Annotated in this window: 17 protein-coding genes; 11 read left to right on the forward strand and 6 right to left on the reverse strand. The window is 53.1% G+C overall.

Going from position 1 to position 12,319, the window contains the following annotated elements; translation table 11 throughout:
- Positions 1-169: 169 nt before the first annotated feature.
- Positions 170-610 carry an SRPBCC family protein gene (locus M2406_RS17370; protein WP_053230300.1) on the forward strand — a complete coding sequence of 147 codons (441 nt, stop codon included), beginning with the start codon at positions 170-172 and terminating at the stop codon, positions 608-610.
- 65 nt (positions 611-675) lie between these two features.
- Here the strand turns inward: M2406_RS17370 and M2406_RS17375 are convergent, their stop codons facing one another.
- The 4 genes from M2406_RS17375 to M2406_RS17390 form a co-directional block, all read right to left on the reverse strand.
- Positions 676-1,419 (reverse strand): SDR family oxidoreductase, encoded by a 744-nt coding sequence (locus M2406_RS17375; RefSeq protein WP_037433135.1) that lies wholly within the window; start codon positions 1,417-1,419, stop codon positions 676-678.
- Positions 1,420-1,476: 57 nt separating this feature from the next.
- On the reverse strand, positions 1,477-2,580 hold the full coding sequence (locus M2406_RS17380; RefSeq protein WP_037433136.1) for an alkene reductase: 1,104 nt from the start codon (positions 2,578-2,580) through the stop codon (positions 1,477-1,479).
- A 55-nt stretch (positions 2,581-2,635) separates the two neighbouring features.
- On the reverse strand, positions 2,636-3,217 hold the full coding sequence (locus tag M2406_RS17385) for a TetR/AcrR family transcriptional regulator (protein WP_183130102.1): 582 nt from the start codon (positions 3,215-3,217) through the stop codon (positions 2,636-2,638).
- Positions 3,218-3,281: 64 nt separating this feature from the next.
- Positions 3,282-3,923, reverse strand: coding sequence for a TetR/AcrR family transcriptional regulator (locus M2406_RS17390; protein ID WP_122290165.1), 642 nt, complete (start codon positions 3,921-3,923; stop codon positions 3,282-3,284).
- An 87-nt stretch (positions 3,924-4,010) separates the two neighbouring features.
- On the opposite strand from M2406_RS17390, the gene M2406_RS17395 reads away from it, so the two are divergent.
- The 7 genes from M2406_RS17395 (at position 4,011) to M2406_RS17425 (ending at position 7,996) form a co-directional block, all read left to right on the forward strand.
- The gene (locus tag M2406_RS17395; protein WP_064799171.1) at positions 4,011-4,661 is read left to right on the forward strand and encodes a TVP38/TMEM64 family protein; all 651 of its coding nucleotides are present in this window, start codon (positions 4,011-4,013) and stop codon (positions 4,659-4,661) included.
- Position 4,662: 1 nt separating this feature from the next.
- A complete protein-coding gene (locus tag M2406_RS17400) occupies positions 4,663-5,046 on the forward strand; it encodes a nuclear transport factor 2 family protein (protein ID WP_062792312.1) in 384 nt (127 codons plus the stop codon).
- A 72-nt stretch (positions 5,047-5,118) separates the two neighbouring features.
- Positions 5,119-5,505 carry a nuclear transport factor 2 family protein gene (locus M2406_RS17405; RefSeq protein ID WP_037433141.1) on the forward strand — a complete coding sequence of 129 codons (387 nt, stop codon included), beginning with the start codon at positions 5,119-5,121 and terminating at the stop codon, positions 5,503-5,505.
- A 47-nt stretch (positions 5,506-5,552) separates the two neighbouring features.
- Entirely contained in the window at positions 5,553-6,212 is a 660-nt protein-coding gene (locus tag M2406_RS17410) for an NAD(P)H-binding protein (protein WP_122290169.1), read from the forward strand.
- 1 nt (position 6,213) lies between these two features.
- Positions 6,214-6,894, forward strand: coding sequence for an NAD-dependent dehydratase (locus M2406_RS17415; protein WP_238986603.1), 681 nt, complete (start codon positions 6,214-6,216; stop codon positions 6,892-6,894).
- 33 nt (positions 6,895-6,927) lie between these two features.
- On the forward strand, positions 6,928-7,368 hold the full coding sequence (locus tag M2406_RS17420) for an SRPBCC family protein (RefSeq protein ID WP_122290171.1): 441 nt from the start codon (positions 6,928-6,930) through the stop codon (positions 7,366-7,368).
- Between the two features lie 19 nt (positions 7,369-7,387).
- Positions 7,388-7,996: a flavin reductase family protein gene (locus M2406_RS17425; protein WP_122290173.1), complete on the forward strand. Its 609-nt coding sequence runs from the start codon at positions 7,388-7,390 to the stop codon at positions 7,994-7,996.
- A gap of 24 nt (positions 7,997-8,020) precedes the next feature.
- On the opposite strand, the gene M2406_RS17430 is transcribed toward M2406_RS17425, so the two are convergent.
- Positions 8,021-8,890 (reverse strand): LysR substrate-binding domain-containing protein, encoded by an 870-nt coding sequence (locus M2406_RS17430; RefSeq protein ID WP_064799173.1) that lies wholly within the window; start codon positions 8,888-8,890, stop codon positions 8,021-8,023.
- Positions 8,891-9,092: 202 nt separating this feature from the next.
- Here M2406_RS17430 and M2406_RS17435 point away from each other — a divergent pair, with 202 nt between their 5' ends.
- A complete protein-coding gene (locus M2406_RS17435) occupies positions 9,093-9,518 on the forward strand; it encodes a VOC family protein (protein WP_064799174.1) in 426 nt (141 codons plus the stop codon).
- A gap of 110 nt (positions 9,519-9,628) precedes the next feature.
- Positions 9,629-10,888: a cation:dicarboxylate symporter family transporter gene (locus tag M2406_RS17440; RefSeq protein WP_218217513.1), complete on the forward strand. Its 1,260-nt coding sequence runs from the start codon at positions 9,629-9,631 to the stop codon at positions 10,886-10,888.
- Positions 10,889-11,050: 162 nt separating this feature from the next.
- On the opposite strand, the gene M2406_RS17445 is transcribed toward M2406_RS17440, so the two are convergent.
- Positions 11,051-11,653, reverse strand: a complete 603-nt coding sequence (locus M2406_RS17445; protein WP_259190811.1) for a site-specific integrase — start codon at positions 11,651-11,653, stop codon at positions 11,051-11,053.
- Positions 11,654-11,829: 176 nt separating this feature from the next.
- Between M2406_RS17445 and M2406_RS17450 the strand changes: the two genes are divergently transcribed.
- Positions 11,830-12,279: a GNAT family N-acetyltransferase gene (locus tag M2406_RS17450; RefSeq protein ID WP_123427679.1), complete on the forward strand. Its 450-nt coding sequence runs from the start codon at positions 11,830-11,832 to the stop codon at positions 12,277-12,279.
- Positions 12,280-12,319: the final 40 nt, after the last annotated feature.

Here is a 12,319-nt window from a genome sequence, read left to right on the forward strand (position 1 = left end):
ATGTCTATGTCATTAAATTATAAGTAAATTTGTTTTTGTGAGCACTCAAGTATCTGGCTGAGAGACAATCCAGTTGACTTATTATGTATCGGCCGCTAAAAATATAAATACCTTATTTAGTGGTCGATACAAAACGTATTGTGGTCGTAATCCATCTGAAGAGAGAACCATGGAAAGTACTGTCGCATCGCGGGTAATACAGCGTGATATAGAAGAAGTCTGGGACATTATTGAAAAATTTCACGCTCTGTCAGCGTGGCATCCTGCCGTAGTCAGCAGTGAGTTTGAAGAGGGCTATACGGAAGATATTGTAGGAGCTGTTCGCAACGTAACTCTTGGAAACGGAGCATCGGGAACGGAAAAATTAATCCGTAAAGACAGCAAATCATATGTTTTGACCTATTCCTTTGAAACAGCACCTCTGCCTGTTGAAAATTATCTCTCCACCATACAGCTGCTACCGACCCGTAATCCGGGGAACACGCATGTTGTCTGGTCCGCCTCTTTTAACTCACACTGCAAACCGGACTTATGCAGCGAGATGCGCAGGGTGCTGGAAAATGATGTTTATCTGGCTGGAATTAAAGCCTTGCAGACAGCGACCGTCTGACGACGATAGGCTGAAGTCGTTTATTTCTGAGATGAAGTGGCAGCCAGCCTGCTGCCACTGTTTATTTACCAGTTCTGCTTCGTAGGGGATACGATAAGATCGTTGACCGTCACGTTCTTAGGCTGGTTGAGAGCGTAGACCACCGCATTTGCCACATCCTGCGGGCTGATAGCAATTTTTGTCAGCTCCAGCGCCACCTTACGTCCTTCCGGATCACTCACCTTGTCAGCCCATCCCGTGTTAATGACGCCCGGGCTGATGGTATTGACCCTGATGCCCTTATTCACACCCAGATCCTTACGCATAGATTCCGTCATGGCGTGTACAAAGAATTTGGTCGCACTGTACACACCTGCGCCGGCGTCAACCTGGTGCCCAGCGACAGAGGCCATGTTCAAGATCTGTCCGTCACTTTTGCTAAGCATAACCGGGAGTACGGACGCAATGGCATTCAGATACCCCTTGATGTTGACGTCGACCATCTTGTTCCAGTCGTCCCACGCGATGTCACTCCAGGCTGAAAACAGCATCAGTCCGGCGTTGTTAATCAGGATATCAACAGTACCGAAGGTGTCAGTAGCATGCTTTACCAGCGCCTGTGTGTCTTCCAGACGAGTCACATCAGTCACAAGACCGGTAGCATGGCCGCCGGCTGACTCAATATCCTTTACCAACCTATCAAGGCCGCTCTGATCCAGTGCTGCGGCTACGATATTCACGCCATGACGTGCAAGTTCCAGCGCGGTTGCGGCGCCAATGCCCGACGATGCGCCAGTAATAACAGCGGTTTTATTCTGCAGGTGATTCATATTCTTATCCTTCTTTATGAGGTACAGGCGGCGGGAAGATCCCGCCGGTTTTATTTATCAGTAATTCCCTTCCGGCCAGTCGGTGTAACCTTTCGCACCGCCGCCGTAGTAGGCTTCTTTCGGCGCGATGGTCAGCTCGGCACCATAACGCAGACGTTTAACCAGATCCGGGTTGGAAATAAACAAGCGGCCGAAGGCGACGGCGTCGATTATCCCGGCATCACGGCGACTGATGGCCATCTCAAGGTCGTAGTTGTTGTTACCGATGAACGGGCCGTCGAACTGGGCGCTCAGCGCATCCATATCCACATCGGCAGGTACCTCACGTGAGGTCGCCGTCGCCCCCTCAACAAAGTGCAGATACGCGAGGTTAAAACGGTTAAGTTGCTGAATCAGATACCCGTACATTGCCATCACGTTGCTGTCCGGCGGCGTGTTACCCGCATCAGGCGTGACCGGTGAAAGGCGGATACCAACCCGCTCGTTACCCCAAATGTTGACGATCGCTTCAGTGACTTCCAGCGTCAGACGCGCGCGGTTTTCAATAGAGCCGCCGTAGGCGTCGGTCCGCTGATTGGTTGAATCGCGCAGGAACTGATCGAGCAGATAGCTGTTTGCAGAGTGCACTTCCACGCCGTCAAAACCTGCGCGCAGGGCATTTTCAGCGGCACGTTTATACTGCTCAATAATGCCCGGGATTTCGTCGGTTTCGAGCGCGCGCGGCGTCGATACCGGTACGAAGCCATTGACGGTATAGGTCTGGCCTTCGGCCTTGATAGCGGAGGGGGCGACAGGGCGCTCGCCGTTGGGCTGCAGTTCAACGCTTGAAAAACGGCCTACATGCCAGAGCTGACAGACGATTTTTCCGTCTTCAGCATGTACTGCATCGGTGACCTTTTTCCAGCCGGCGACCTGCTCGTCACTCCAGATACCCGGCGTTGCCGCATACCCGCGGCCCTGAGCTGAGATATTCGTCGCTTCTGAAATAATCAGGCCGGCGCTGGCGCGCTGAGCGTAGTAAGTTGCATGTAACTCATTTGGTACACCATCTTCACCATAGCGGCTACGGGTGACAGGCGCCATAACGATACGATTAGCCAGCTGAAGTTTCCCCATTGTCACAGGGGAAAAGAGATCGGTACGGTTACTGTTGTCAGTCATGATTACTCCTAAATAGTTGACCGGTCGTCTAGTAAATTGGCAGAAAAAAATGCGGCTACGCGAGCAGCCGCTTTGTTGCACTCATTGCTTTGTCGAACGCCTGTTCAGGCGTATGAATTTTTGCCATCAGGGATGCGCCCAGCCACAGCTGGTAAAGCTCTTCTGCAAGAGCCTCTGCATCCACACCCGATGGCAGGGAGCCATCCTCCTGCCCCTGTTGTATGCACGCCGTGATCCTAAGGATAATCTCACGGGTTCCGTTTGCCAGGACGCTTCGCATTCTGTCGTACTGGTCGCAGACTTCTGCCCCGAGTTTGACGACAAGGCACTTGCTTTCCGGCAGATCCGCTCCCTGTGTGGCCTTCCAGAACGAAAAGTAGCGCAGCAGCCGCTCTCTGGCGAGTTGGCTGCCGCACAACTGCTCTTCAACCTGAACGAGATAATGAGTGAAGTAATGTTCCAGCAAGGCTTCAGCAAACTCTTCCTTGGACTGGAAGTAGTAATAGAAGGATCCTTTAGGAATGCCAGCGGCTTTGACAATCTCAGCAAGGCCGACGGCGCTATAACCTTTATGGGTGATAAGCGTTCGGGCAACATCAATGATGTGCTGACGCACGTTAGCCGTTTGTTTTTTCATAGTCCGTATAGCTTAGCGATAAAACTGACCGGTCGTCTAGTGTTGCAGTTCGCATTTTGTGCGGTCACTGTTTTCTGCAAGGCAGCAGACGCGACGCATACTGGCCGGTTGCTCTGAGGCTTTCCAGTGTGGCGCCATCTTTCGCCTCGATCGACATCCCCTCCAGAAGCGTATTCAGCACGGTGGCCAGCGCGGCGGTGCCGGTATCTGCCGGTAACTGCTCTTCATGTACAGCCCTGCGCAGTCGCTTTTCAAACAGGTCTTTTCCTTCCTGCCTGAGTAAGCTTACCGCCTCCACAACATCAGCAGACTCCTGAGAGACGTTGATGGCCGCAAGGACCACCATGCAGCCACAAGGTGCGGAAGGCGAAAGCAGAATATCAGCCGCTTTGCTGAAGAACTTATCAATCGCCCGCGTGATATCGGGCTCTTCTTCAAGCTGCTCCCAGGTTGCCTTCCAGTAGACCCTTTCGTAATAGCTCACGGCCTCCAGGAAAAGTTTTGCCTTGTTACCGAAGGCGGAATAAAGGCTGGGCGGATTGATTTCCATCGCAGCGCAAAGCTCGGCTACCGATGCTGGCTCAAACCCTTTACGCCAGAAAATGTCCAGCGCCCTGAGCAGGGCCCAGTCACGATCAAAGCTACGCGGCCGGCCTTTTGGCTTCTCGCCAGTGGCACCTGCGTTTTTCGTCTTCATGTCGGGCATACAATCATTCTCTTGACATATTACATAGCGATCACTATACAATAATAACATTACTTAGTGACCACTACATAATTATATGAGCCCCCTATGTCAGAACTCGCGTTCTCCTTCAGCCATTATCTGCAGTCCTCCGGAGAGGCAGGGGTTGTGTTGTATTTCGTTATTTTTGTCACGGCGACGCTGATGTTTTTCCCGGCTTCTCTGCTGACCGCGCTGTCCGGGTGGTTGTTCGGCGCTATGGGAGGAACCGTGCTGGCTCTGCTGGCGGGCACCACCTCCGCTCTGGTCGCGTTTTGTCTCAGTAAAAGTCAGTTATTTCCGGTCGCATCGCGCGCTGCAGGCCGGAACCGCTATCTGAAAACCCTGCTTTCACTGTCGCATAACAATGCCCTCCTGCTGATCCTGTTGCTACGCCTGAGCTCGGTCCTGCCGTTCACGCCGCTAAATTACGTGCTTGGGGTCAGCGGTGTATCGCTACGAAAGTACGCCGCAGCAACGGTGTTTGGCCTGATCCCCGGCACGTATGTGTATGCCGCTGCCGGGAGTGTTATTTCTGACGTCCAGGTGCTTCTGCGCGGCGGGTTCAGCGCCGGGGATATTTTACAGCGAGCGGATGTGTTAACCGGCATGGCAGTTGCTGTGGCGGGTCTGATGCTACTGTTTGTCATAAAAAAGATTTTCAACCGCATAGCGGGCATCCGTGCGGATACCCGTAACAACACAATCGGAGACAGATGATATGACCGACTTAACTTATGTGCAGGAATATAACGCCATCGTGGAAGTCCTCAGCAAATATAACGAAGGCGGAAAGCAGGCAAAGAGTGAGGTAATGAAGCCCGCTTTCAGCGACCAGGCCACGATTTTTGGTGTTGACGCTGATGCAAATCTCACGGGCGGTCCGATCCAGGGCCTCTTCGACACCATCGATACCGCGTTCCGGCCTTCACCGGAGGCGAAGGCCGCCATCGTATACGTCGACATCGTGGGCACCGCGGCAAGCGCGCGTATCGATACCGACGATATTTCAGGCTTCCGTTTCACGGACTTTTTCAACCTGCTGAAGGTCAACGGACGCTGGACCGTGGTGAGCAAAATTTACCATACCCACGTAGCTTCCTGACATCCGCCATAGCCCCACATCCGCCGCGTCTGGCTGTCCGCCAGACGCGGCGGAACCAACCGAGGAAAAAACATGAGCAAAAATATCAAAACCGTCCCCACCTCTGCCTATGAGGCCGTACTCGACACCGCGCGTCGTTACGTTGATGGTCTGAGAAAAGGCTGTGCAGAAACGGTGGCCGAAGCGTTTCATAAGGATGCCGTCATGTACGGATTTACGGACGGTGAACTGCTGGGAGGATCTGTCGACAACCTCTATAAATTCGTTCGTGAAAACGGCAGTGCGCCAGAGATCGTAACGCATCTGGATGTGCTGGCTATCACCCCGACCACGGCGGTGGTGCGCGTGGACATGGAAAAGGATGCTATCGGTGCCGACTACAACGACTACCTGACCCTTATCCTAATCGACGGCCGCTGGCAGGTCATTGCGAAAGTCTATCACCAGTTTAAGAGCTGACTGCCGGCGATTTTCTGCAGAAAACAGGTAACGCAAAGGAGTTATCCATGAGTACAGTTTTCATTATCGGAGGTGCAGGCAAGGTGGGCCTACGCCTGTCTAAAATTCTTGCTGACAAAGGACACGCTGTTCATGCGCTTCACCGTCTGCCGGAACAGGCACAGTTGATCCACCTGCAAGGAGCGAAGCCCGTCAGTGGGAGCCTGACGGAGCTTGGTGCCGAAGCCCTTGCGACGGCCATGAAAGGCTGTGATGTGGTGGTCTTCTCGGCCGGTGCCGGAGGCAAAGGCGGTCCGGAAATGACAAATGCCGTCGACGGCGAAGGTCTGAAGACCGCAGCAGAGGCGGCAGCGCTGGCCGGAATTTCGCGCTTCCTGCTGGTTTCGGCATTTCCAGAGGCCTCGAGGAGTGAAACCACCTCCGCATCTTTTGAAAACTACATGCGGGTTAAAAAGCAGGCCGAGGTAGTGCTGGCCGAAAGCGCTCTGGACTGGGTCATTCTGCGGCCCGGCCTGTTGCGGGACGACAAAGGATCGGGATTTGTCCGTACGGGGCTGGCCATTCCTTACGGTGAGGTTACCCGGGATAACGTGGCGGCCACGCTGGCTGAAATTATCGGGCAGCCCCGCATCAGCCGCGTCATCATTGAGCTGACCGACGGTGAAGTACCGGTCCGGGAAGCGATACAGCAAATGGCAGGACGCTGAAATGGAAAAGTCGCCGGTTTCAGGTTCGGAAATGCGGCTGCTGCTGCTCGGTGCAACCGGCCTCGTGGGCAGTCATGCCCTGCATCAGGCTATGGCCAGCCCGCATATCGGTACCGTGATTGCGCCCACGCGAAAACCACTCGGGTGTGGCCTGGCCGGGCGAACACGGCTCATAAATCCCCTGATCGACTTCGATGCACCAGACGCTGACGCCCCGGAATGGCGCGTTGACGCGGTTATCTGCGCGCTCGGAACCACCATCGGCAAGGCCGGCAGCCGCGAGGCATTCCGGCGGGTTGATTACGACTATCCGCTGACGTTTGCCCGGCTGGCGCGTGATGGCGGTGCCTCAGCGTTCGCGCTGACGTCGGCGACCGGCGCGAATACGGCCTCCCGTTTTTTTTATAACCGGGTGAAGGGTGAGCTTGAAGAAGCGCTGATACGCGAGCAGTTCACCTCACTGACGATCGTCCGTCCCGGGGTTATTGCCGGTGCCCGGACTGAAGCCCGCCCGGGAGAAACGGCGCTGAAGCTCGCGCTCACGCTTTTCTCGCCGCTTCTGCCAGGTAGCTGGCAGCTCAGCCCGGCTGAAGACATAGCCAGCCACTTGCTCAGGGCAGTTATCACTCCCCGGCAGGGCATCAGCATTGTTTCTGCGGGTGAAATAAGCCTTAAAAAATGATTTTCATAAGATGAATGATAAGAAGGAACCGTTATGTCAGTAGTTAACTTTAATGCCGTGGTTAAAACCGATGCTGGCCGCGTCTGGCAAACACTCAGCCAGTTTGGCCGTATCAGCGACTGGCACCCGGCCATCCGCAGCAGCGAAATCGAAGACAATCAGCCCGACGGTCGTCCGGGCTGCAGGCGCCGACTGGTACTTGAAAACGGCGATGTCCTGCGCGAACAGCTGCTCACGCTGGATGAAGATAAGCGTGCCTACTCATATCGCTTTATTGAAGCCCCGCTGGCCGTAGATGGCTATGTGGCAACGGTCAGCCTCATTCCTCTGAGCGATAGCGACGAAACGGTCATTGCCTGGCAGGCAAGTTTTGAAGCCCGGTCCCGCAACGAGGTGCAGGCGATGGAGGCGAACGTTCTGGAGCTGATAGCGTCAGGCCACCGCAGCCTCGCTGCCTACCTTGAAAACCTGTAACGTCTTAACGGAGCCCGAAATGCTTGACTACATTGTGCCCGTAGAGCCAGCAAAGGCCTACAGGCTGATAAATCATGGACCGACAACGCTGGTCTCTGCGCGCTATAACGGAGCGGACAACGTCATGGCGGCGTCATGGGTCTGCGCCCTGGATTACGAACCGGCGCGGCTGACCGTCGTGCTGGACAAGACCGCATTCACCCGCGGGTTGATTGAAAAAAGCCGTTCCTTTGTTATTCAGGTCCCGGTGGCAGGCCAGGCCTCACTCGTGCACTACCTCGGTTCACATTCACTGTCCTGCGAAGCGGATAAACTCGCTCAGTCCGGGGTGTCGCTGTTTGAACTGCCCGGCGCGGATGTGCCACTGGTTTCAGGATGTGCCGCGTGGCTGTATTGCGAACTCATCCCTGAAGCACATAACCAGCAGGCCTATGATTTATTCATCGGAGAAATAAAAGCGGCCTGGGCTGACAGTCGCGCTTTTAAGGACGGACACTGGCAATTTGAACGGGGAGCGGCGGACTGGCGAAGTCTGCACTATATCGCGGGCGGCCACTTTTACACTACCGGTGATCCGCTGGACGTGCCGGACGCGCCGCTGCAAACGCCCGGAGAGCCGCAGGGCTGAGTCTCACGCTGTTGCCGGTCAGGTTTACCGCCCCGCCTGCAGGATAATCTGCTCGGAGATCCGCCTGACGTTATCGTCAAGGTTTTCAAGCGGGCGGTGAATAAGCCCGACGTCCCGGTAAAAAACCTTCTCATTCAGACCGATGGCCCTGACGGAGGCCGGCCAGCGCCGCCAGTTGGCTGTCCGGGGCAGCAGAGCAACCCCCATGCCATTACTGACGAGCTTGAGGATGGCTTCCAGCTCGTCCACCTCGCAGATTTCGTTGACCGAGAGGTTCATTTCGCGAAGAAAGCGATCAACCTGGCGTCCACCGAAGGACGAACGATCGTAGCGGATAAAAGGCTGGTCGCTCAGCAGCGAGGCAATATCGTTACCTGCCACATTTTTCGGCACGATGAGGTGGAAAGGTTCATGTGCCAGCGCACTCCACTGCAGCCCTGTCGGCAGCGCAAACGGGGGTTTCAGCACCGCGGCCATATCTATTTCACCGGCGTCCACAAGGTTAATCAGTTCCATCGACAGGCCCGGTATAACGCGGATACGGCAGCCGGCGCTGTGTCTGCAAAACGCCGTCAGCGCATCCGGCAGCAGCGTACGCTGTATCGAGGCAATTGCGCCTATCGTGATGGTCTTACCGGGGATAGCCAAATTCAGTCGCTCACCCAGCCCGTCATACAATGAGAGGAGTTCCTGCGCCTGAGAGATCAGTTGTAGCCCTTTCTGGTTCAGACGTGCGTTTCTCCCCGACCGGTCAAACAACGGGAAGTTTAAGTCGGCCTCCAGCCTCTGCATCTGAGCGCTGACGGCCGCCTGCGTCAGACCAATTTTATTGCCAGCCGCCGCAAAGGTCCCTTCCTTCGCCACCATCAGAAACGTTTTCAATTCACGGATCATCGCGCTCACGATACACAAATATTATTTGTTATATATAAAGATAAAAATTGATTTTAATCAAATTAAATTATCCATAAGCTCATTTGTGACGGTAATGTTAATGCGGGAAAGTACTGAAACCCGGCTGTGCATTGAACATTACTCCTCCCTAAATTATCGATCTTGCCGCAAGCAGGCGGATCTTCTTACTGAGGATGCATAAATGAGCCTTTCCCCCTTCCATCTGGCGATCCCTGTCTATGACCTGAAAGCAACACGTCGTTTTTACGGCGAGGTCTTCGGCCTGAGTGAAGGCCGTTCGAGCGAACAGTGGGTTGACTTTGACTTTTACGGCCATCAGTTGGTCATTCACGAACATCCTAAAACCGCATCGCAGGAGAGCGTGCATTCCAATTCTGTCGACGGTCATGACGTACCCGTCCCGCACTTTGGCATCATCCTGAAGTGGGAGGAATGGGAGGCACTTGCAGAACGCCTCAGATCATTTAACACCAAATTTGTCATCGAACCTTACATCCGCTTTAAGGGACAGGTCGGAGAGCAGGCCACCATGTTTTTATTCGATCCCTGTGGCAACGCGCTTGAGTTCAAGGCGTTCAAGGATATGAGTCAGCTTTTCGCAAAATGATTACCCGGCACGGCCTCAGGCCGCGCCATACATCTCCTTCACCCGAATTTTTTAAGCGTGGCTTCTGCCTCTTTCGGGCAGAAGTTGCCCCTGTTTAAACTGAGGGCGTAATGAAAAAAATAACACTGGTTTGGCAGATAGTTATTGGACTTGTACTTGGAATAATTGTGGGATGGTATTTTAATACGCACCCTGAGTATCAGCAGTGGGTCAGCCACGAAATCCTTAAACCGCTGGGCGATATTTTTATCAAAATGATGAAAATGGTCGTGGTGCCTATTGTCTTCTGTTGCATGATCCTGGGCATAACCGGAAGCGGTGACAACAAGTCGTTCGGACGAATGGGCGCGAAAGCGCTCGGTTACTTCTTTATCGTCACGGGACTGGCCACCATCTTTGGACTGGTGCTGGCTAACCTTATTTCCCCAGGCGAAGGCACCAGTATTCAGGGAATGGCGCACGGCGGCGGACACATGAAAATGGAGCCGGCGCGGGGCGCACTGATTATTCTTCAGAATATCGTTCCTGATAACCTGTTTGTTGCACTCTCCGAGGGCAAACTGCTGTCAGTTTTGTTCTTTGCCGTGCTGTTTGGCCTGGCGCTCAATGGCCTTCCCAGGGATAAAACAGCCCCGTTCCTCAGCGTTCTCCAAAGCGTATCAGATGGCATGTTCAGGGTGGTGTCCATTGTCATGGCCTACGCGCCGGTTGGCGTCTTCGGCATGATTGGTGCCACCGTGTCCACTTTTGGTTTCGCTTCCCTTCTGCCGCTGCTCAAGCTTGTAGGCACCGTTTATCTCGGTCTGGTTTTATTCGCCCTGATCGTGCTGGGCGGTATCTGCGCGCTGATCGGGGAAAACGTCTTTAAGCTGATAAAACATTTTCGTCAGGAACTGGTGCTGGCATTCTCAAGCGCCGCTTCTGCAGCGGTTATGCCACAGCTGATGTACAAACTTGAACGCTATGGCGTACCGGGTCGGATCGTCAGCTTTGTGGTGCCCGTGGGATATGCTTTTAATCTTGACGGCGCGTCGATATTTCTCGGTGTGGCGACCATATTTGTGGCCCAGCTTTACGGTATTGACCTGACGCTGATGCAACAGATCATTTTAGTTGTCACAATGGTGCTAACGTCGAAAGGAGCAGCCGGTGTGCCGGGGTTTGCCATTCTGATTCTCTCAGCCACTCTGGCGTCTGCGGGATTACCGCTTGACGCCGTTGCCTTGATAGCCGGGATATTCCGTATTATTGACAGCGGAACAACAACCCTCAACGTCCTGGGAAATGTTGTTGCTCCATTGGTCATTAACCGGTGGGAAAAAGAACCACGAGCCTTTGAAGGCTCTCAGCCGGACCTGAGTAAACGCTGAGACGAAAAATGAGGTGAAGGGTGCCTGTTCCCTGTAAAGCTAACGCAATTTGAGGGTAACTGGCACCCTTCATTATTTTGATCTGCTTCCTGTTGATCCACTCAAACTGTTATTAGCTACTTCCGCTTTTGGCACAGGGCTGCTGTTGCAGCCCTGACAACCTTAGACTTCAATTGATTCAGAGATCTCTAACGCATCATCGACTTCAATGCCCAGATAACGCACTGTGCTTTCTAGTTTCTTATGACCCAACAGAAGTTGGATCACCCGGAGATTCTTGGTCTTCTTGTATATCAGGTAAGGTTTTGTTCTTCTCATGGAATGTGTGCTGTACAGCGAATCTTCGAGACCAAGCTTTTCTACCCATCCATGAAAAATACGGTTGTATTGCCGGGTTGAAATGTGTTGGCAGGAACCGACCCGAGATTGGAACAAGTAGTCTTTACTGTGCAGATTGCCCCGCTTTATTAGCGCTGCAACTGCTTCTCTTGTCCCTTTGGTTATCTCAAATTGGACGGGGCTACCGGTTTTCTGTTGTAACACCGTTGCTCTGCTCGAAACAGAACTGCCATATGCAACATCTGATACTTTGAGTTTTACCAAATCACAGCCCCGAAGTTTACTGTCTAAAGCCATATTGAACAGGGCTAGATCGCGTGTTTTTCCTTCCAGTTCAAGTCTGATTCGAATCCCCCAGATATGAGATATCTGAAGCGGTCTTTTTTGTCCGATGATACGATTTTTGTTCCACGGTGACGTGTTCATGCCCAAACCTCCTGCAATGTAGGAGATTTAAGTATGATTGTCCCTCATGAGCGAGGAACGGACATCGCATCCTCGATAAAGCCAGGGAGCAGCGTTGTCCCATTACCCGTTTCGGAATGATGATTATTCAGGCAGGGTACTTTATGCTGGTTAAACTCCCTTTATAGGATATAACCATGATAACCGTAGAGAAATCAGATCCATTTTCTTCAGAATCTCATCGCTTAACCGAAATGCTGTCCGCTGAACTTGCCGCTATTACTGGCGATAATGGCAAAACCAACTTCACCGTTGAAGCAATGAATGATGACAAAGCATTATGGGTATTGGCAAAGAATGCACATGGGGATGCGATAGGATGCGGCGCAATCCGGCCATTAACTCAAAATACAGCCGAAATTAAAAGAATGTTTTCAGACCAAAGCTTGCCAGGCGTGGGTAGTGCTTTACTTACTTTTCTGGAAACCTCCGCAAAACAAATGGGATATCGCGAGTTGAAACTGGAAACCCGGCATATCAACCGTCGGGCCGTCAATTTTTACGAGAAAAATGGATATGTCCGTATTGAGAATTATGGCCCATATATAGGTAGAGAAGAAGCTGTCTGTTTCGCAAAGGCATTGTGATGATTGTATTTGTCGGCCCTGACTTCCGCTCCTGGCACAA

It is taken from the genome of Serratia sp. BIGb0163, assembly GCF_024809935.1.
Taxonomy (GTDB): domain Bacteria; phylum Pseudomonadota; class Gammaproteobacteria; order Enterobacterales; family Enterobacteriaceae; genus Serratia; species Serratia quinivorans.